The sequence below is a fragment of the Ruminococcus sp. 5_1_39BFAA genome (genome assembly GCF_964240875.1).
Taxonomy (GTDB): Bacteria; Bacillota; Clostridia; order Lachnospirales; family Lachnospiraceae; genus Blautia_A.
In genome coordinates, this window is sequence record NZ_CAXSVO010000001.1 from 439,071 (window position 1) to 458,131 (window position 19,061).

Consider the following 19,061-nt stretch of genomic DNA (forward strand, 5'->3'; position numbering starts at 1 on the left):
GCTTTATGCAAGTTTGATTCCAAAATCCTTCAGTGCCTTTGCAAGCTTCTCCTCGTTCTCCGGTTCCATTTCGCACAGCGGCATGCGGGTAGGGCCAACCTTCCAGCCCATAAGATTCAGAGCTGCCTTAACCGGGATCGGGTTTACCTCACAGAAGAGAGCATTGACCAGCGGGATGGCATCCAACTGGATCTTTGCAGCTCCTTCAAGGTCACCTTCCAGGAATTTCATAACCATGTCATGGGTTTCTTTTGGCGCAACGTTGGAAAGTACGGAAATTACGCCTAAACCGCCCAGTGACAGAATAGGTAGCACCTGATCGTCATTGCCGGAGTAAAGCTCTAAACAGCCGTCTGCCATGGACATCATCTTTGCGATCTGGGACAGATCGCCGCTTGCAGCCTTGATTCCAACGATATTTTTTACATTTTTTGCCAGTGTTACCGCAGTTGCCGGCTGGATGTTGCAGCCTGTGCGGCTGGGCACATTGTACATAATGATCGGAGTTTCCGAAACCGCTTCTGCGATTGCGGTATAATGTCTGATCAGACCCTTCTGGGTTGCTTTATTATAATATGGAGTCACGATCAGCAGGGCATCCGCACCATAGGATACAGCCTCCTTAGACATCATAATGGCAGTTTCTGTACAGTTGGAACCTGTTCCCGCAATAACCGGAACACGCTTTGCCACCTTATCAATTGCAAACTTGATCGTCTGTAAATGCTCTCCGTGTGTCAAAGTAGAAGATTCACCTGTCGTTCCGCAGATGATGATCGCATCGGTGCTGTTGGCAATCTGAAACTCCAGCAGCTCCTCCAGCTTCTCGTAATTCACCTTTCCGTCTTCATGCATCGGGGTTACTATTGCAACGCCTGCTCCTTTAAAAATTGCCATTTCGTTTCCTCCTCTTCTTTCTTTAGCAGCTTCTATTATTATTTTTCCTCGGTGGTCATAGTGGTAACACTGTCCACATATTCCTCCATGCTTTCCGGCATCGTCCTGCCTGTCATAATGATATGCATGGACTCATCTTTCAGCTTCAGGATATCTGTGATCATCTCCGTTGTGGCAATGCCATTATCCAAAAGCCCCAGAATCTCATCCAACACCAGGAAATCACATTCCCGGGTGGCAATGACCTTTCGCGCAAAATTAAGTCCGTTCAGGATATTGCGTTTTTCCTCATCCTTCTCCTGTTCGTTCAACTCATCGTAACAGGTTTCCATCTTCTCAAACCGGAAAATCTTAATGTCCAGATTGTCCAGCTCTTCCAGAAAATCAAGCTCCTGCTTCTCGCTTCCCTTTAGGAACTGGATGATGATCACACTTTTACCCTGTGTGGAAGCCCTCAGGCTCTGACCCATAGCCAGGGTCGTCTTTCCTCTGGCATTTCCACAGTAAACTTCCGTTAATTCTTTTTCCATAGCAATTCCTCTTATTGTTAATGCAGGTATGTTTATACCTGAAGTCCCGGAGTCTCCTCCCGGTGATGCCTGGCGCCACACATCCTGCCGCCATAAGCCTCTGCCTTTGGGAGCAGCGACTTTCTTATATGGCGCAAGATATGCCAATTTAATATGATTATATTACCTCAGATTGGGAAGAATTGCAAGCCTGGTATAATGTCCATTTGCGTCACTGCAAATTCCCCCCTGAAATGCCTCACATAATATTACCAAAGCACAGTGATACGGACTATTCAATATATTCCAGTTTGCTCACCGAAACCTCATAAGCGGTCCGCTTTTCCGTCTCATTTTCCCCAATCCGCTTCATATATTCCCGACTTTGGATCCTTCCCCAGATCAGTACATGTCCGCCCACCTCAAAAGCAGAGGCATAGCGGGCGTTTCTCCCCCAGCATATGCACGGTATGTAATCAGATTTTCCATAGGGTCTGTTTACTGCCAATAAAAGGTCAGCGATTTCCCTTCCAAGAGGGGTTTTCCGGTAAACAGGAGGTTTACAGATGTATCCGTCCAGAAAAATCTGGTTCACCGGAATGGTATCGTCCTCTTCCTCCACAAATTTCAGTTCCCGTGCAAAAACCGAAAGCACCAAACGGTTATGTTTTTCCTCGTGCCGGTTATAGGAACGGAATTGTCCGTGAATTTCAATATATTCCCCTACATAATCCTGTGTGATATCCACAAGCCTTTCAGAAACCATAACCGGAATCCGGTCCTCGGAATCACTTAATCTTTTCACCAGAAGCTCCATTGTATAGAAGCCCTCCCCAAATACCTGGTGACTGAACGTAAAGCCGGTAACGATTTTCCCCATAATCGAAACCTGATTGTTTTCAATAATTTTATCTGCCATGATGTAGTTCTCCTTCCTCTTTCACTTTGTCTGTAGACTTAAGCCATGCCATGGCCATGGTCGCCATGATACGGCTGGTTGATTTGGTCTATATTTATGTATGTTCGCAAAAACATGTTTAGAACCAAAAATTGAAAAAATTTTTTTCAACACCTTGTATTCTGCGAAAAATGTGGTAAACTGGAAAATCGGACAAGAATATGAGAAAAATACATTAATATAGAAATAAAAGAAAGGATTTCGATTTTTATGAAGACGAAACGCGAAGATGTACGCAACGTAGCCATTATTGCACACGTTGACCATGGCAAGACCACTCTGGTGGATCAGCTTCTGAAGCAGAGCGGTGTTTTCCGCGAAAATCAGGAGGTTCAGGAACGCGTCATGGATTCCAATGACATTGAAAGAGAGCGCGGTATCACGATCCTCTCCAAAAATACTGCTGTGCATTATAAAGATGTAAAAATCAACATCATCGACACCCCTGGCCATGCAGATTTCGGCGGTGAAGTAGAGCGTGTACTGAAAATGGTGGACGGCGTTATCCTTCTGGTTGATGCCTTTGAAGGCGCTATGCCCCAGACCAAGTTTGTTTTAAAAAAGGCTCTGGAGCTTGATCTCCACGTAATCGTTTGCATTAATAAAATTGATCGCCCTGAGGCACGTCCCGATGAGGTTGTGGATGAAGTACTTGAACTTCTTATGGATCTTGGCGCTTCCGATGAGCAGCTTGACTGTCCGTTCCTCTATGCTTCCGCGAAGACAGGCCATGCTGTACTTGACTTAAAGGATACCCCGGAAAATATGGCTCCGCTTTTTGAGGCTATTTTGAAATATATTCCTGCTCCCGAAGGTGATCCGGAGGCGGACACTCAGGTACTGATCAGTACCATTGATTATAATGAATATGTGGGACGTATCGGAGTTGGAAAGGTAGAAAATGGTACCATCGCTGTCAACCAGGAGCTGACTCTTTTGAATCATCACGATGCAGATAAAAAGCAGAAGGTAAAGATCAGCAAGTTATATGAGTTTGACGGACTGAACAAGGTGGAGGTAAAGGAGGCATCCATCGGTTCAATCGTGGCGCTTTCCGGTATTTCAGAAATCCATATCGGTGATACCCTGTGCGGCGGGGAAAATCCGGAGGCTATTCCTTTCCAGAAGATATCTGAGCCGACCATTGCTATGAATTTCATTGTAAATGACAGCCCTATGGCAGGACAGGAAGGAAAATATGTAACCTCCCGCCACCTTCGCGACAGGCTGTACAAGGAGCTGAATACCGACGTAAGCCTTCGTGTGGAGGATACGGACACCACGGAGTGCTTTAAGGTTTCCGGGCGCGGTGAGCTGCATCTTTCCGTGCTGATCGAGAATATGAGACGTGAGGGCTATGAATTTGCTGTCAGCAAGCCGGAGGTACTGTACCGATTCGATGAGCGCGGCAAAAAACTGGAGCCTATGGAGATTGCTTATGTGGATGTACCGGAGGAATTTTCCGGTACGGTGATCCAGAAGTTAAGTGAACGTAAAGGCGAGCTGCAGGGAATGAGTACTGCAAGCGACGGCTCCGTGAGACTGGAGTTCCACATTCCTTCCAGAGGACTGATTGGTTTCCGCGGAGATTTTTTGACCTCCACAAAGGGTACCGGTATCCTGAATACGATTTTTGACGGTTACTCTCCTTACAAGGGAGATTTCCAGTACAGAAAGCAAGGCTCTCTCATTGCATTTGAGGCAGGAGAGGCAGTCACCTACGGTTTGTTCGCAGCCCAGGAGCGTGGTGCTCTGTTTATCGGACCTGGTGAAAAGGTGTATGCCGGAATGGTCATTGGACAGAACGGCAAGGCTGAGGATATTGAGTTGAACGTATGCAAGACCAAGCACCTGACTAACACCCGTTCCTCCTCTGCCGACGAAGCCCTGAAGCTGACTCCGCCGAAAATCCTTAGCCTGGAGCAGTCCATTGAGTTTATTGATACGGATGAGCTTCTGGAGGTCACTCCGAAAAGCCTGCGTATCAGAAAGAGGATCCTGGATTCCAGAGACAGGAAGAGAGCTGCATTTAGAAAGAGCTGATATAAGATATTTCGATAGTTGCTGAAGAGCCAATCCAATTTTTCCGCTAAGTAAGCATTTCGATGAAATTTAACAAAAACTGCCTGTCAGATCATATTTGTACTCTGACAGGCAGTTTTTTGCGTATTAATTTCCATCCAACAGCAGATTATTTAGCTTCCCTAATCTTCCCCGATATGCAATTCCCTGCAGAGCTGCTTTCTATATGCCGCATCCTGCGTAGCACGTTTCAAATCCTCCAAGCGGTTTTCTTCCAGAAGGATTGCTGTAAGATCCGCAAAGGTTTTCTGCCCCTGTTCTATTCCTCGTTCTATTCCTTCCTCTCTGCCTTTCTCAATGCCTTGTTTTAATATGGTCTTTGCTTCATAATCCAATATCTGTCCGCCCATGATCTCCTTCACCCCTTTCCGAACCCTTTCATAGCCGGAAGCTATATTTTCGGCCACCTTTTTACTCATATCTATGATTGCGCACTTTTCATATTCGCCGAATTTTCCTTCCAAGCATAGTTTGTCCAGACGTTCAACCATAGATATGTATTCTTCCTTTAGCAGTTCCAGCTTTTCCTCGTCTCTTTCGTATTCTGAGAATCTGCTTTCATGGGTAAAAATATAAAAAGGCAGAAGAAACAGCAGTTCTTTTTCGAAAATTTCATCCAAAGTATATTTCCTCATCTTCATTACGGGAATCGGATATTCTATGGTTCCGCCCGGTGTTTTAATACGGATTTTCATATTTTCCGGAGTGGATCCGCCTCCCCGCAGGGACAGCACTGCAGAATTTGGGAACTCCACCTCCAAAACCTCCCCGGTAATTTCTCCTTCATCAAGTGCTATCTGTGCATCGTACTCAAAAATCCGAACCAGGATTCTTTTATCTTCTGTGCTTTGGCATTCCCAGTGATACCTCTTTTTCTTTTCGTCCACTACGACAAAACAGGTATCTGTGATCCTTTTATCCTCTTCACCATCTTGCTGGTTTATGAAATGTTCGTTGGGAGAAAAAACAATTTTCTCCTTTCCGGTATAGTGTTCCCCGAAAACTTCATTCAGCAATGGTAAAGCCAGACTACTGCAGTCATTAAGTAAAGTACGAAATACATCATCATATGGTGTATTTGACATTACATCACCCGCTTCCTTTTTATATTCTGCAGCTCATCACCAGAAAGCTTACGCACTTCTGTTATAGCTATCGTACCACAAAAATCATCTTCTGCCAACCCTTGGAACCTATGCCTTCAAACAAAGACAGCACCCCACGAAAGAGTGCTGTCTGATTCTATTTGAGTTTTTTACAGTCCGAATTCCTCTGCCAGCTTTTTGAATTGCGGAAGGGAATTGATGATGGTGTCATAGGAAACACAGTAAGCCAGTCTCACATAGCCCGGGCAGGCGAAGGAGCTTCCCGGTACCATCAGGATATTGTATTTCTTTCCTGCTTCGCAAAATTCCTTTTCATTTGCGACAGGAGATTTCACAAAGAGATAAAAGGCTCCCTGAGGCTTGATGCACTCAAAGCCCAGCTCCTTTAATCCATTGTAAAGAGCCAGACGGTTTTTGTCGTATGCGGCAACATCTACCTCTGCATCTACGCAGCGACCGATAACCCGCTGGATCAAGGACGGAGCGTTTACGCTTCCAATAGTACGGTTTGCGATCGCAGCCGCTGTGATCATCTCCTCGCTTCCGTCCGCCTCATCCGGAATTACAAGATAGCCGATACGCTCTCCCGGCAGAGACAGGGATTTGCTGTAGGAATAGCCCACGATCGTGTTTGCATAGTATTTTGTCAGATACGGAACTTCTACACCATCATAAGCAAGCTCTCTGTATGGTTCATCGGAGATCAGATAGATCACTGTTCCGAATTCCTTCTGCTTCTCCTCCATAATAGAAGCCAGCTTCTTAATAGTTTCCTCCGAATATACCACTCCTGTAGGGTTGTGGGGTGTGTTTACGATAACCGCTTTTGTCTTTGCCGTAATCTTCTGTGCAAACTCCTCCAGATTAGGCTGGAAAGTCTCTGTATCAGGGGAAACCTCCACAAGCACACCGTCGTAATTTTTTACATATGCGCCATATTCCAGGAAATACGGGGCAAATACGATCACCTCTTCGCCCGGATTCAGGATCGTCTTAAATGCCACGTTCAGACCGCTGGCAGCACCTACGGTCATGATCAGGTTTTTCGCTGCAAAGGCAGTGCCAAAACGGCGGTTCAGAGACTCCCCGATAGTCTGGCGCACGTCCTCAAAGCCTGCATTGCTCATATAACCGTGCAGGAAGGTAGGCTCCTCCTCGTTCACCAGGTCGATGATCGCCTGACGCACACAGTCCGGCGCCGGGACGCTTGGATTTCCCAGGCTGAAGTCAAACACGTTTTCTGCCCCGTAAATTGCACGGAGACGGTTGCCCTCCTCGAACATCATACGAATTGCCGAGTTATTTTGTACATAAGGTTTCATTTTTTCTGCTATCATTTCTAATCTCTCCTTTTTTCCCAGAAGGCAGCTCGAACAGGATACTCTCTTTTATGCAAGAGCTTCCATGCCGACCTTCAATGCCTTTTTGTTCAGCTCCAGGAATTTTGCCTTTATATTTGCCTCTAAAATACTATCCCAGTCAATATGCTCCAGTCCCATTGCTTTAATAATGGTGCCAAGAAGAATGATATTAGCTGCCTTTTCATTTCCAAGCTCCTGTGCCAGACGGGTGGCGTCCACCACCTTTGCCTTTACATGTGCTTGGATTTCATCCAATACATCATCCGGGTAAACCTCGTCTCCGGTAATAACAGACATGGATGGGATTTCCTCATTATTTACAACAAGGGTACCATCCTCCTTCAGATAGTCCAGAGCACGCAGGGCTTCCATTTTTTCAAAGGAAACCACGATATCAGCCTGTCCCTTTTCGATAACGGGGGACATAACCTTTTCTCCATAACGCACCTGTGAGGAAACGCTGCCGCCCCGCTGGGACATTCCGTGGATCTCGCTCATTTTTACATCATATCCGGCTTCCATCAGACCGTTTGTGAGAATTTTGCTGGCGAGGATGGTACCCTGACCGCCCACACCTACTAATAAAATGCTTTTTGTCATGGTCTTAATCCTCCTTCACAATGGCATTCTTCGGGCAAACCTGTGTGCAGACATCACAGCCTACGCACTGTGCCTTATTGATATGTACCTTCTTTGCATCCTTATCATAAGACATGGCAGGACAGCCAGCCTTCAGGCAGAGCTTACATCCCACGCATTTTTCCGTATCTACCTTATTCTTTGTCACAAAGAGGCTGTCAAATTCCTCTTTATCCTCAGCGGAGAATTTCTTCAGAGCGCAAGGCCAGCGTGTGATGATCACAGACGGCTCATCCAATGCCAGACATTTATCCAGCGTCTCGTCTACCTCCTGCAGATTGTTCGGATCAATGACATAAACATACTTTACTCCGATCGCACGGACAAGATCCTCAATCTTAATGAGGGTCGTCTCCTCGCCCTTTGCGGTATACCCGGTACCCGGGTTGTCCTGGTGGCCTGTCATTCCTGTAATACGGTTGTCCAGGATGATATTGACTGTATTACTCTTATTGTAAACCGTGTTGATCAGGGAATTGATTCCTGTATGGAAAAATGTGGAGTCGCCAAGCACTGTCACCACTCTCCGGTTTACACCCTCCATATTGAAAGCTCTCTGTGCACCTGCGCCAAGGCTGATGCTCGCGCCCATACATACGGTAGAATCCATAGCATTGTATGGCTTTCCTGCTGCCAGGGTATAGCAGCCGATGTCGCCGCTTATCATAATGTCCTTACGCTTGCCCAGACGGTAAAATAATCCTCTGTGAGGACATCCTGCACAGAAGGTAGGCGCACGGCTGATCAGCTTGCTTCTGTCAAACTCCATAGTCTTGTTGGCTTTTCCGGTAACACAGGCACGGATCACATCCGGGGTCAGCTCGCCGTAGGATGGGAAAAGCTCTTTTCCCACACATGCGCATCCCAAAGCTTTTACAGACTCCTCTATATACGGGTCATTCTCCTCTAAAATATATACTTTTTCTACCTTGGAACAGAAATCTTTGATCATATCTGCCGGAAGAGGGTTGGTAAAGCCAAGCTTCAGGTAAGAAGCGCTGTCTCCGAATACCTCTTTTGCGTAGTAATAGCAGACACCGGAGGCAATGACACCCACCTTGGTATCGCCCATTTCCACACGGTTAAAAGGTGTTGTCTCGCTGTATGCAGCCAGCTTTTTCATGCGCTCCTCCAGGTTTACGCGGAGCTTTCTGGCGATTGCAGGGAGACAAACATATTTTGCCGGATTCTTTTCCCAGCTTTTTGCCGGAATGTCTGCCCTGTCACTTAATTCCACAATGGACTTGGAGTGACAGACACGGGTGGTCATACGAATGATAAATGGGGTATCGAATTTTTCTCCAAGCTCATAGGCAGCCTTTACCATGTCAATACATTCCTGGCTGTCAGATGGCTCCAGCATGGCGATTTTAGCAGCTTTTGCATAGTTTCGGTTGTCCTGTTCATTCTGTGAAGAAAACATTCCGGGTTCATCTGCCGTGATGATCACATTTCCCCCGTTAACCCCCATATAAGCCCAGGTAAACATAGGGTCTGCCGCAACGTTCATTCCCACATGCTTCATGGAAACCATGCTTCGAAGTCCGGCTACGGATGCGCCGATGGCTGATTCCATAGCCACTTTTTCGTTTGGCGCCCATTCTGTATAAATTTCCTTATATGTAGAAAGATTTTCCAAAATCTCGGTACTGGGAGTTCCCGGGTATGCAGACGCATAGGAAACCCCTGCTTCATAAGCCCCTCTGGCGATGGCCTCATCGCCGGTCATCAACTTCCTCATAAGTTACCTCCTATGATATTCTCTTAATAACAATTGTAACCCCTTACAGCTTATGGTGTCAACGCATTTATGTGCTAAAGAGTTCTGGCATCGTTATTTACTTAACCCTTGCAATCTCATGACTCATATTATATTATTATTTTAATTAATTTTGATTCACGGCATTTCGCCAATATTCCCCTTTTTTTAATTCTCTAATTGTCACTATTCAAATGTTTATGTATAATGAGCAAGGAGAAAACTATTTACCATGAATTCCTTAATGGATACCACTATGGCCATACGGCCTAATCTAAAGAAAGAAGTGTATGGAACTATGGCATTAGACACCAAAAGGCTTTACACTACAAAAGATATCGAAGAGTTACCCGAAGGAGTACGGGCAGAACTCATTGACGGGGAGATTTTCTATATGGCCTCCCCAAGTCTGATTCACCAAACACTGCTTGCAGAGTTGTCCTACGTTTTTCTGAAATATCAGAAGGAAAATGGAAAAAAATGCCGGACTTACTTTGCACCCTTTGCCGTGTTCATCAACCGCGATGAATACAACTATCTGGAACCGGATCTTTTGATCATCTGTCCTCGCGGCGAAGAAGAAGACAGATACCAGAAGAATGGTTGCTACGGCGGGCCGGATTTTGTCCTGGAAGTTGTTTCACCTTCTTCCAGGACAATGGATTACATCAATAAACTAAGCAAATACTCCACCTCCGGAGTGAGAGAATACTGGATCGTAGATCCCGGCACGGAACGGGTTCTTGTCTATGACTTCCAGAACGGCATCGTCCCAACCCAGTACACCTTCGAAGACACCATACCCGTAGCTATCTACGGAGATTTCTCCATTGACTTCAAAGAACTGGATTTCCGGTTGTAAAAATGGCTGAAAAATGGCGCTGTCATCCGCTGACAGCGCCATTTTTTGCTTATAGTTTAATTCTTTACACTCAGCCGGACCAGCGCTCTCTGCAGCTTGGCCTGAACAATCTTGTATTCCTGGTCGGTAAGGCCGCCCTTGGCAAGCTTTTCCTCAGCCCGCTGTTTTGCGCTGCTGGCACGCTCTTCGTCAATATCCTCCTGCCATTCCCAGGTAGTCGCAAGAACGTGGCACTCTCCATCCATCACGGAAAGCATTCCGCCGATGCAGGCAGCCTCCCGTCTGGTGCCGTCTGCCGTCACCACATGGGCTTCGCCCATACCAAGGGCTGTACAGAAATTGCAGTGCCCTGCCAGGATCGCCAGATCTCCGGTAATGCTTCGGCAGACAACCCGCTCTACCTCTCCTTCAAACAAAAGGCCGTCCGGTGTGCCGATTCTAAGCGGAAATGTCCTCATAGACAGCCTCCTTTACTGCTTCTGGCTCTTTGCCTTTTCGAATACATCGTCAATGGTTCCGGTAAACAGGAAGCAGCTCTCCGGAACATCATCGCATTCGCCGTCCAGAATCATCTTAAATCCTCTCAGTGTCTCCTTCAGAGGCACATACTGTCCTGCCATACCCGTAAACTGTTCTGCCACGGAAAAGCTCTGGGACAGGAAACGCTGTACCTTACGTGCGCGGTTTACCGTCAGCTTATCATCCTCGGACAGCTCGTCCATACCCATGATGGCAATGATATCCTGAAGCTCTTTATATCGCTGAAGCACCCTCTGTACTGCACGGGCGATCTCATAATGCTCTATGCCCACAACCTCCGGGGAAAGAATACGGCTGGTGGAATCCAGCGGATCAACTGCCGGATAAATACCCTGGCTCGCGATGTCACGGGACAATACCGTAGTGGCATCCAGATGGGTAAAGGTGGTAGCCGGAGCCGGGTCAGTCAAGTCATCCGCAGGCACGTAGACAGCCTGTACAGATGTGATAGATCCTTTTCTGGTAGATGTAATACGCTCCTGCAAAGTACCCATCTCCGTTGCCAGTGTAGGCTGATAACCTACCGCAGAAGGCATACGTCCAAGAAGCGCCGATACCTCGGAGCCTGCCTGGGTAAAACGGAAAATATTATCAATAAACAGCAGCACGTCCTGATTTTTCACATCACGGAAATACTCTGCCATAGTCAGGCCGGAAAGGCCGACACGCATACGTGCTCCCGGCGGCTCATTCATCTGCCCGTAAACCAGGGCAGTCTTGTCAATTACGCCGCTCTCCTTCATTTCATTGTAAAGGTCATTGCCCTCACGGGTACGCTCTCCAACACCCGTAAATACGGAAAGTCCGCCATGCGCCGTCGCCACGTTGTGGATCAGCTCCATGATAAGAACGGTTTTTCCAACTCCCGCGCCTCCGAAAAGACCGATCTTTCCGCCCTTCGCATAGGGGCAGATCAGGTCAACGACTTTAATGCCTGTTTCCAGAATCTCTGTAGCCGGGGTCTGCTCCTCGTAGGATGGCGCCGGACGATGGATTGCCCAGCGTTCCTTTGCCTCCGGTGCCGGAAGATTATCTACCGGGTCACCCAGCAGATTAAACACACGGCCAAGGCATTCTTCACCTACCGGCACGGTAATGGGGCCTCCGGTGTCCACTGCCTTTGTTCCCCTTACCAGACCATCGGTGGAATTCATGGCAATACAGCGAACTGTATTGTCACCGATCTGCTGAGCTACTTCGGCTGTAAGCTTTACGCCTTTATTATCAATTTCGATGGCATTGAGAAGCGCAGGCAATTCATCATGTGCAAAACGAATGTCCAAAACAGGACCGATGACCTGCACTACCTCGCCAATGTGTTTTTCGCTCATTCCTGGTTTCCTTTCTAATACGTTCTACTTGCAATGTGCGTTTACGATACCATTCAGCCGGATGCTGAACGGAAACCGTTATACTCCTTCCGCACCTCCAACAATCTCTGTGATTTCCTGCGTTATGCTGGCCTGGCGTGCCCTGTTGTAATGCAGGTTCAGACGCTCGATCATTTCCTCTGCATTGCTGGTAGCGGCCTCCATAGCTGTACGCCTTGCTGCCAGCTCGCTGGCAACACCCTCGCACACACCGCCATAGATCAGTCCCGCCAGATACTCCGGAACAATGGCATCAAACACCTCTGCTCCGTTTGGCTCATATAAAATCAGGTTACGGACAGCTCCCTTTTTCTCTCCTGCCTCCTCAGCCAGATCCTTCAGCGGGAGTGCTGAGATCACATCCGGCTGCTGTGACAGCATGGAAACAAATTTTGTGTAACACAGATCTATATGACCGAATCTGCCATTCTTAAACTCCGTACACAGCAGATTTGCCATCTCAAAGCAATCTGCCACGGAAACGTCTGCAATCTCCGCGAAAGCCTCTGTCAGACATTCAATGCCTTTTCGCCGGAAGTATTCCACTGCTTTTTTTCCAATGGGAAGGACCATGTAATCCTTTCCTGCACAGTCCGCTTCCAGACGTTTGAACAGGTTGGCGTTATATCCGCCTGCCAGTCCTCTGTCTCCTGCGATCACCACATAGCAGCATTTTTCGCTGGAGGCATCTCTGGTATAAACAGAAGAAAAGTCCGTGTTTCCCTGTGCGATCTCTTTCAGTGTTCCGTGAAGAGTCTGGAAATAAGGGCGGCATACTTCTGCCCTTTCCTTCGCCTTACGCAGTTTGGAGGATGCTACAAGTTCCATAGCCTTGGTAATCTGCATGGTGCTCTGCACACTTTTGATACGCAGCTTTACCGCTTTCATGTTTGCAGCCATATTCAGTCCTCCTAATCACAATTTATTTCTCAGGTCTTGTATTCAGAAAATTCTCCGTATACTGCTCCAATGCCTTTTTCAGCTTTTCTTCCGTATCTGCTTCCAGCTTTCCGGTGGAGCGGATCTCCTGCATAGCAGCCATTCCGTCCGCGTCTGTATCCAGATAGGTGAAAAGTCCGGATTCGTAGCTTCTTACATCTTCTACTTCCACTTTTGTAAGGATCCCCTTGGTAACAGCATAAAGGATCGCCACCTGTTTTTCTACAGGAACAGGGGCATTCCGATCCTGCTTCAGCACCTCCACAATACGGGCGCCCTGGTCCAGACGCGCTTTGGTGTCTGCATCCAGGTCAGAACCAAACTGGGCAAAGCTCTGCAGTTCACGGTACTGGGAATAAATCAGCTTTAAAGTACCGGCAACCTTTTTCATTGCTTTGATCTGGGCATTTCCTCCAACTCGTGATACGGAAATACCGGGGTTTACAGCCGGCATAACACCGGAATGGAACAGTTCTGTCTCCAGGAAGATCTGCCCGTCTGTAATAGAAATAACGTTGGTGGGGATATACGCCGAAACGTCTCCCGCCTGTGTCTCGATAATGGGAAGCGCGGTAAGGGAACCGCCGCCGTGCTCATCATCCAGCTTTGCCGCACGCTCCAGAAGTCTGGAATGCAGGTAGAAAACATCGCCAGGGTACGCCTCACGTCCCGGCGGACGGCGGATCAGCAGAGAAAGTGCACGGTAAGCAACCGCATGCTTGCTCAGGTCATCATAAATAATGAGTACGTCTTTTCCCTTGTACATAAAGTATTCGCCCATTGCACATCCTGAATAGGGCGCAATATACTGCAGCGGGCTTGCCTCTGAAGCGGAAGCCGCCACAACGATAGTATAATCCATAGCACCGTTTTTCGTCAGGTTCTCCACCAGGGAAGCCACGGTAGAACGTTTCTGACCAATGGCAACGTAAATACAGATTACGTTTTCACCCTTCTGGTTGATGATGGTGTCAGCTGCCAAAGTGGTCTTACCAGTCTGACGGTCACCGATGATCAACTCACGCTGTCCTCTTCCGATAGGTACCATGGAGTCAATTGCTTTAATTCCGGTCTGGAGGGGTTGGTTTACGCCTTTCCTCTCACAGATTCCGGGTGCCGGGCTTTCGATCGCCCTGAATTCTTCTGTTGCAATGGGGCCTGCACCGTCAATCGGCTGTCCCAGTGCATTTACAACGCGGCCTATCATAGCCTCGCCTACAGGTACAGACACGACCTTACCGGTACGTTTTACGGTCTGACCCTCGCCGATTCCGGAGTCATCTCCAAATAATACGATGGACACACTGTTTTCTTCCAGGTTCTGCGCCATGCCGAAGCTGCCGTCCTCAAATTCCAGCAGCTCACCTGCCATACAGTTTATCAGTCCGCTGGCCCTGGCGATACCATCGCCCACCACCAGAACGGTGCCTGTCTCATTCTGCTGAATGGCATTTTCGTAATATTTGATCTGACTGCGGATGACCTTTGAAATTTCTTCAGGTTTTAGTTGCATGTCTTCTTTCCATCCTTATACTATAAGCTCATTTAGTTTTCTGGAAATGCTCGACAGACGGCCCTGTACAGTTCCGTCCAACTGCTTTCCTTCAAGTTCCACGCGCAGACCAGCCAGCACAGTGGGGTCTTTTTTCTGAATGAGGGACACTGTCTTTCCGCTCATTTTTTCCAGTCTGGCTTTTAACGCTGCCATCTGTTCTTCGCTTAAGACTACTGCGCTTGTCACAACAGCCTCAGCGATTCCCCGGTCCGCATTATAACGCCTTGTAAATTCATCACAGCATCCTGCATATTCCATCAGGATATTCCGCTCGCACAGCAGCTTCAGAAAATTCACCAAATACCGCTCTGCCTGGTTGCCGAATGCCGCTTCTATCATGCCTGTCCGCTCCGCTTTTGGAATGGACGGCTCACCAAGCAGCTTCATATAATCAGGATTTTCCCTGAAAAGCTGCCGGATCTCATTCATCTGCTCCATCACAGTATCCGTAAGCTGTTCCTCAGCAGCAAGCTCGTACATGCTGCCGCCATACAGTCTGGCAGTCTGCGTCATGATGCCTCACCTACATTCGCTATAAATTCATCAATCAGTTTCGCATGGTCTTCTTCATTAATTTCACGCTCGATCACCTTTCCGGCAATCTCCATAGCCATACCGCCGATCTCATTTTTCACTTCATTGACCGCTTTTCTCTTCTCCTGGGCGATGTCGCTCTCAGCCTTTGCCTTCATGGCTGCTGCCTGCTGGCTTGCCTCCCGCAGCATCTCCTCGCTCTGAACAGCCGCAGTCTTCTGGGCGGTTGTCACGATTTCATTGGCTTTGTTCTTTGCCTCCAGCATATTCTGCTCATATTCAGACTTCATGGCAAGCGCTTCCTCTTTTGCCTTTACCGCATCCTGAATCTGGGCATCAGCCATAGCTCTTCTCTTTTCCAGCATGGCACACACCGGTTTGAATAAAAACCGTTTGATCAAGTACATCTGAAGAAAAAGGTTACAAATCTGCGCAACGAAATTCCATGGCACGATTCCAACAAGTTCCTGCATGATCTAACCTCCTGTTCTTGCTTCCTGCCTCCGGATTATGCCAGGAATTTCATGAATGAGCCAGGAGCCACGAAAATCAGCAGCAGACCGGTAACGAAACCGTAAATACCTGTTGTTTCTGCGATTGCACAACCAAGGAGCATAGTGGATGTTACATCACCCTTGCACTCCGGCTGACGTCCGATAGCTTCCAGAGCCTTTGCTACTGCGTTACCTTCACCAATACCAGGTCCGATACCTGCTATCAGAGAACAACCTGCACCAATCGCGCAACCTGCTAATGCAATACCTTTTGCCAGTACCTGAAAATCCATAATAAAATCCTCCTATTTTTAAAAATACTTTTGTTTTTTACAAATTTAGCCTTCCTCTGCCGCATTGGCAATGTACATTACCGTCAGCATACAGAAAATAAATGCCTGCATGATTCCTGAGAACCAGTCAAAATAAACGGACAGGATCGCCGGAATACCTACATCCAGGAATGGAATCTGTGACAGAACCTTTCCAACGACACCCGGAATCAGTCCGAACAGCTTGGAGCTTGCCAGCGCCAGCGCTGCGTAGATCAGGCCGTTGATTACAACTCCTGACAGAATATTTCCGAAATGACGGCACGCCATACTGATCGGCGTAGCCAGCTCAGAAAGGATATTAAAAGGAGTCATAACAGGGATCGGCGTTGTAAAGCCCTTTAAATATCCGCCGAAGCCGTTTGCCTTGATCTTCTGGGCGGTGATCATAATAAATACTACGACTGCCCATGCCGCCTCTGTGGATAGATCCGCAGTCGGGCTTCTTAAGCCTACAAGGCTGATAAGATTTGACACAACGCTTGTGGCAAATAACGCCGCAACAAATGGAATCATGTACCGGAATTTTTCACCCATGTTTCCAACAACGAATTTATTGGCCGTTTCCACAAGCATCTCAGCCACTGCCTGGCGTTTTGATATTTTTTCCACCTTCAGGTCGCGAGTCAGCCAGATACACAAACCTGTAATCAGCAGCATAACGATCCAGCTTACCACAAGCGTTTCGGTAATCTGGAATTTTCCCAGGATGGGAAAATCAATGGGAAAGGTATAAAATATTTTCCCACCTGTTATCTCTATGTCCATATATGTTTCCACCTCCTATCCGGCTGAATTTTTATGATTACGACTCCAAAATACAAGGAGCCTGGTAATTCTCTGCTTTTATAAGAGTTCCCAACTTTATCCGCTGAAATTCCTCTTTTGTCAATTTGATACCTACTCTTTTTTTCTTCCAAAAATCCCGACTGCCTTGATCACGATATTCGGAAAAAGCAGCGGCAGAAGTCCTGCGGCAAACTGAAAGCATGGCACTGCGATAGCAGCCACGCCCCACAGGAGCTGAAGCATCATTCTCTGGGAATAGCTCGCTTTCATTTTATTGCGTGCATCGCCTTCGTCTGTAAGAGACACCACCTTTTGTACAGTCAGCCCCATCAGGAAAAAATTCAGCACGGCAATGATGCCGCCTCCCAGTCCTCCCAAAATCACAGTATAGTCAAAGGGTACCTGTTCCGGCATTATCACATGGAGGATGCCGAACACCACCCACATTAATATCACACATGTAAATGTGCCGACTGCCACTCTTTTTGTCTCAGTTCTGACTGCCGGCTGGATGTTTGCAAAAATACTGCTCATAGCCCAGTTCCTTTCTTGTTTGGTTTATGTCAGCGTAGCTGACCCGAATCCCGCACCAAGACTCGCGAGTGAGTCTTGAATCAAGAATGCCGGTTAAAAGAGACTTTTTTCTTTTTTTCCTCCTTTTTCTGGCGGTTCATCACGGAAAGGTAAAGCTTATATGCCACCGTAAAGGAGCCTCCCAGTCCAAAGAAAAAGCCTGGAATATAGACCCATCCTCCCACACCCATATATGCGGTGAGCCACCAGCAGACCGCCACACACAGCAGCAGCGGGGTGATAAAGGAAAGACCCAACTGGCTCAGCATAGTAAGATTTTTTATGATTTCGCTCCAGTTTTTCATGTGCTCTCCTCCTGCCCGGATTTTCCTGAAACCGCCATCTCGCTTTCCCAAATCGCATAGCCAAATTGTACCATATCATCAGGAAAAAGGCAACGGCTTTGTGCATAATGTTTAAAAATATGCTTTATTTTTTGACATGTTGTCGTTTTTTTAACAACAGGATTGTTATAAAGAGAACGACCCGGAGCAGGTATATCCCTGCCTTTATAATGAAAACGGCAGACAGAACAAAGCCGCAATAGATAATGGCTCTGTCATTGTCTGCCAGTAAGATCAATCTATTTAATTCGAATAAAGATATGCACTGTACGCCGGATTATCCAAACTCTCCCCATCTATCCACACAGGTTCGATAAGAACTGACCGCTCAATGGATACGCTCTTTTTAGGCGCTGTTGTCTGCATAGCCGTCCATATCGTCTGATAGCCGATGGCATACGGATGCTGGGAAATGGTTCCTATTTCTTCGCCTTCCCGGATGGCCTTCTGCTGCCGTGTGGTGGCATCCACTCCTACCATTGCAACAGCGTCTCTCGTCTCATCCTTATCCATATCCAGGTACATATCAGAGATATCCGCATTGGTGCAGAAAACACCATCCAGCTTAGGGTACCTCTCCAGGACTTCCTGCATAGCCGCAGTCATATCCTCTACCTGATCCTGATAAACGATCTCCACGATCTCAATATCCGTATAATTTCCCATATAACTGGTAAAACCTTCTACCCGCTCCCGAATACTCTGTGTTTTCTCCTGTGCAGAAAAAACAGCCACCTTTCCCATCTTTCCAATAGCGGTTGCCAGACGGTAAGCACCCATCTCGCCCACTCGCTTGTTATCCGTAGCACGGAAGGCTCTCACAAGCTTTGTATCGCTTACATTGGAATCAAATACCACAACAGGTATTCCGTTCTCCTTTGCTGCCTCCAACTGCGCCTGGCAGGAATCCATATCGCTGGCGGAAAGGCATAATACATCAGGATTCTCAGCAATCACCGCATCCAGCGTATTGATCTGTCCTTCCACGTCCATCTCGTTATCCGGTCCTTCAAAGTTCATGGTGATCTGCTCTTCTTTACCATAGCCATATGCTTCATTGATATCCGCTACGGCCTGGTTCATCCCCTTTTTCACCATTTCCCAGAACTCACCCTTTGTGCCTTTGCTGACGACAGCAATCTTAGCACCGGGCTGAATGGAAACCGATGTGTCTATCACCGGAATGATCGGATTTTCTTCCTCTTCCTGGACTGTTTCGGCTTCTGTAGTGTCCTGGGTATCTGCCACCAGAGGCGCGATTGCCTTTTCCACTTCCTCTTTCTTACATCCGGCCAGCATTCCTATTGCCATCAACACCGCGGATGCAACTGCCGCTTTTTTCATTCTGAAATCTCCTTTTTTGACATCCATTAACAATTCACGTATGCAGCGTTTTCTTCTTATTATTTTACAGTCTT

20 protein-coding genes are annotated in these 19,061 nt (G+C 47.4%); 2 read left to right on the forward strand and 18 right to left on the reverse strand.

All coding sequences use genetic code 11. The features are described 5' to 3' along the window. Window positions 1–3: 3 nt before the first annotated feature. From dapA to ACESZH_RS01965, 3 genes are all read right to left on the reverse strand, one after another. On the reverse strand, window positions 4–897 hold the full coding sequence (gene dapA / locus ACESZH_RS01955; RefSeq protein ID WP_373216325.1) for a 4-hydroxy-tetrahydrodipicolinate synthase: 894 nt from the start codon (window positions 895–897) through the stop codon (window positions 4–6). 38 nt (window positions 898–935) lie between these two features. Next, on the reverse strand, window positions 936–1,427 hold the full coding sequence (locus tag ACESZH_RS01960; protein WP_373216327.1) for a cob(I)yrinic acid a,c-diamide adenosyltransferase: 492 nt from the start codon (window positions 1,425–1,427) through the stop codon (window positions 936–938). A 271-nt stretch (window positions 1,428–1,698) separates the two neighbouring features. Beyond that, on the reverse strand, window positions 1,699–2,325 hold the full coding sequence (locus tag ACESZH_RS01965) for a single-stranded DNA-binding protein (RefSeq protein WP_373216329.1): 627 nt from the start codon (window positions 2,323–2,325) through the stop codon (window positions 1,699–1,701). A gap of 249 nt (window positions 2,326–2,574) precedes the next feature. Between ACESZH_RS01965 and typA the strand changes: the two genes are divergently transcribed. Then, window positions 2,575–4,407: a translational GTPase TypA gene (typA, locus tag ACESZH_RS01970; RefSeq protein ID WP_373216330.1), complete on the forward strand. Its 1,833-nt coding sequence runs from the start codon at window positions 2,575–2,577 to the stop codon at window positions 4,405–4,407. 161 nt (window positions 4,408–4,568) lie between these two features. On the opposite strand, the gene ACESZH_RS01975 is transcribed toward typA, so the two are convergent. The 4 genes from ACESZH_RS01975 to iorA all read right to left on the reverse strand — a co-directional run bounded on the left by ACESZH_RS01975 (window position 4,569) and on the right by iorA (window position 9,293). Continuing rightward, window positions 4,569–5,531, reverse strand: a complete 963-nt coding sequence (locus ACESZH_RS01975; RefSeq protein WP_373216332.1) for a hypothetical protein — start codon at window positions 5,529–5,531, stop codon at window positions 4,569–4,571. Window positions 5,532–5,701: 170 nt separating this feature from the next. Continuing rightward, window positions 5,702–6,889: a pyridoxal phosphate-dependent aminotransferase gene (locus tag ACESZH_RS01980; protein ID WP_373216333.1), complete on the reverse strand. Its 1,188-nt coding sequence runs from the start codon at window positions 6,887–6,889 to the stop codon at window positions 5,702–5,704. A gap of 51 nt (window positions 6,890–6,940) precedes the next feature. Further along, on the reverse strand, window positions 6,941–7,513 hold the full coding sequence (locus ACESZH_RS01985) for an indolepyruvate oxidoreductase subunit beta (RefSeq protein ID WP_373216335.1): 573 nt from the start codon (window positions 7,511–7,513) through the stop codon (window positions 6,941–6,943). Between the two features lie 4 nt (window positions 7,514–7,517). Next, window positions 7,518–9,293 (reverse strand): indolepyruvate ferredoxin oxidoreductase subunit alpha, encoded by a 1,776-nt coding sequence (iorA, locus tag ACESZH_RS01990; RefSeq protein ID WP_373216336.1) that lies wholly within the window; start codon window positions 9,291–9,293, stop codon window positions 7,518–7,520. Between the two features lie 250 nt (window positions 9,294–9,543). On the opposite strand from iorA, the gene ACESZH_RS01995 reads away from it, so the two are divergent. Further along, window positions 9,544–10,173, forward strand: coding sequence for a Uma2 family endonuclease (locus tag ACESZH_RS01995; protein WP_373216337.1), 630 nt, complete (start codon window positions 9,544–9,546; stop codon window positions 10,171–10,173). Window positions 10,174–10,229: 56 nt separating this feature from the next. Here ACESZH_RS01995 and atpC read toward each other — a convergent pair whose 3' ends face one another. The 11 genes from atpC to ACESZH_RS02050 form a co-directional block, all read right to left on the reverse strand. Then, window positions 10,230–10,631 carry an ATP synthase F1 subunit epsilon gene (atpC, locus tag ACESZH_RS02000; protein ID WP_373216338.1) on the reverse strand — a complete coding sequence of 134 codons (402 nt, stop codon included), beginning with the start codon at window positions 10,629–10,631 and terminating at the stop codon, window positions 10,230–10,232. A 12-nt stretch (window positions 10,632–10,643) separates the two neighbouring features. Beyond that, entirely contained in the window at window positions 10,644–12,044 is a 1,401-nt protein-coding gene (gene atpD / locus ACESZH_RS02005; RefSeq protein ID WP_373216339.1) for a F0F1 ATP synthase subunit beta, read from the reverse strand. Between the two features lie 78 nt (window positions 12,045–12,122). After that, window positions 12,123–12,983, reverse strand: a complete 861-nt coding sequence (gene atpG / locus ACESZH_RS02010; protein WP_373216340.1) for an ATP synthase F1 subunit gamma — start codon at window positions 12,981–12,983, stop codon at window positions 12,123–12,125. A gap of 22 nt (window positions 12,984–13,005) precedes the next feature. Beyond that, complete coding sequence (gene atpA / locus ACESZH_RS02015; RefSeq protein WP_373216342.1) at window positions 13,006–14,535, reverse strand: F0F1 ATP synthase subunit alpha; 1,530 nt, start codon at window positions 14,533–14,535, stop codon at window positions 13,006–13,008. A gap of 15 nt (window positions 14,536–14,550) precedes the next feature. Further along, complete coding sequence (gene atpH / locus ACESZH_RS02020; protein WP_373216344.1) at window positions 14,551–15,090, reverse strand: ATP synthase F1 subunit delta; 540 nt, start codon at window positions 15,088–15,090, stop codon at window positions 14,551–14,553. After that, complete coding sequence (atpF, locus tag ACESZH_RS02025) at window positions 15,087–15,584, reverse strand: F0F1 ATP synthase subunit B (RefSeq protein WP_373216346.1); 498 nt, start codon at window positions 15,582–15,584, stop codon at window positions 15,087–15,089. The genes atpH and atpF overlap by 4 nt, the downstream gene beginning before the upstream one ends. 35 nt (window positions 15,585–15,619) lie before the next feature. Beyond that, window positions 15,620–15,898, reverse strand: coding sequence for an ATP synthase F0 subunit C (gene atpE / locus ACESZH_RS02030; protein ID WP_373216348.1), 279 nt, complete (start codon window positions 15,896–15,898; stop codon window positions 15,620–15,622). Window positions 15,899–15,943: 45 nt separating this feature from the next. Continuing rightward, window positions 15,944–16,705: a F0F1 ATP synthase subunit A gene (locus ACESZH_RS02035; protein ID WP_373216350.1), complete on the reverse strand. Its 762-nt coding sequence runs from the start codon at window positions 16,703–16,705 to the stop codon at window positions 15,944–15,946. Between the two features lie 132 nt (window positions 16,706–16,837). Next, window positions 16,838–17,260: an ATP synthase subunit I gene (locus ACESZH_RS02040; RefSeq protein ID WP_373216352.1), complete on the reverse strand. Its 423-nt coding sequence runs from the start codon at window positions 17,258–17,260 to the stop codon at window positions 16,838–16,840. An 80-nt stretch (window positions 17,261–17,340) separates the two neighbouring features. After that, window positions 17,341–17,604, reverse strand: a complete 264-nt coding sequence (locus tag ACESZH_RS02045) for an AtpZ/AtpI family protein (protein WP_373216354.1) — start codon at window positions 17,602–17,604, stop codon at window positions 17,341–17,343. A 282-nt stretch (window positions 17,605–17,886) separates the two neighbouring features. Next, on the reverse strand, window positions 17,887–18,987 hold the full coding sequence (locus ACESZH_RS02050) for a substrate-binding domain-containing protein (RefSeq protein ID WP_373216356.1): 1,101 nt from the start codon (window positions 18,985–18,987) through the stop codon (window positions 17,887–17,889). Between the last annotated feature and the right edge of the window lie 74 nt (window positions 18,988–19,061).

Excerpts from the sequence above, each read along its gene's own strand:
- atpH (WP_373216344.1), bottom strand. The coding sequence starts at position 15,090 with ATGACGCAGACTGCCAGACTGTATGGCGGCAGCATGTACGAGCTTGCT.
- iorA (WP_373216336.1), bottom strand. The coding sequence starts at position 9,293 with ATGAGGAAGTTGATGACCGGCGATGAGGCCATCGCCAGAGGGGCTTAT.
- atpC (WP_373216338.1), bottom strand. The coding sequence starts at position 10,631 with ATGAGGACATTTCCGCTTAGAATCGGCACACCGGACGGCCTTTTGTTT.
- dapA (WP_373216325.1), bottom strand. The coding sequence starts at position 897 with ATGGCAATTTTTAAAGGAGCAGGCGTTGCAATAGTAACCCCGATGCAT.
- ACESZH_RS01965 (WP_373216329.1), bottom strand. The coding sequence starts at position 2,325 with ATGGCAGATAAAATTATTGAAAACAATCAGGTTTCGATTATGGGGAAA.
- ACESZH_RS01995 (WP_373216337.1), top strand. The coding sequence starts at position 9,544 with ATGAATTCCTTAATGGATACCACTATGGCCATACGGCCTAATCTAAAG.
- ACESZH_RS02045 (WP_373216354.1), bottom strand. The coding sequence starts at position 17,604 with ATGAAAAACTGGAGCGAAATCATAAAAAATCTTACTATGCTGAGCCAG.
- atpG (WP_373216340.1), bottom strand. The coding sequence starts at position 12,983 with ATGGCTGCAAACATGAAAGCGGTAAAGCTGCGTATCAAAAGTGTGCAG.
- ACESZH_RS02040 (WP_373216352.1), bottom strand. The coding sequence starts at position 17,260 with ATGAGCAGTATTTTTGCAAACATCCAGCCGGCAGTCAGAACTGAGACA.
- ACESZH_RS01960 (WP_373216327.1), bottom strand. The coding sequence starts at position 1,427 with ATGGAAAAAGAATTAACGGAAGTTTACTGTGGAAATGCCAGAGGAAAG.
- ACESZH_RS01980 (WP_373216333.1), bottom strand. The coding sequence starts at position 6,889 with ATGATAGCAGAAAAAATGAAACCTTATGTACAAAATAACTCGGCAATT.
- ACESZH_RS01975 (WP_373216332.1), bottom strand. The coding sequence starts at position 5,531 with ATGTCAAATACACCATATGATGATGTATTTCGTACTTTACTTAATGAC.
- atpA (WP_373216342.1), bottom strand. The coding sequence starts at position 14,535 with ATGCAACTAAAACCTGAAGAAATTTCAAAGGTCATCCGCAGTCAGATC.
- atpE (WP_373216348.1), bottom strand. The coding sequence starts at position 15,898 with ATGGATTTTCAGGTACTGGCAAAAGGTATTGCATTAGCAGGTTGCGCG.
- typA (WP_373216330.1), top strand. The coding sequence starts at position 2,575 with ATGAAGACGAAACGCGAAGATGTACGCAACGTAGCCATTATTGCACAC.
- ACESZH_RS01985 (WP_373216335.1), bottom strand. The coding sequence starts at position 7,513 with ATGACAAAAAGCATTTTATTAGTAGGTGTGGGCGGTCAGGGTACCATC.
- atpD (WP_373216339.1), bottom strand. The coding sequence starts at position 12,044 with ATGAGCGAAAAACACATTGGCGAGGTAGTGCAGGTCATCGGTCCTGTT.
- ACESZH_RS02035 (WP_373216350.1), bottom strand. The coding sequence starts at position 16,705 with ATGGACATAGAGATAACAGGTGGGAAAATATTTTATACCTTTCCCATT.
- atpF (WP_373216346.1), bottom strand. The coding sequence starts at position 15,584 with ATGCAGGAACTTGTTGGAATCGTGCCATGGAATTTCGTTGCGCAGATT.
- ACESZH_RS02050 (WP_373216356.1), bottom strand. The coding sequence starts at position 18,987 with ATGAAAAAAGCGGCAGTTGCATCCGCGGTGTTGATGGCAATAGGAATG.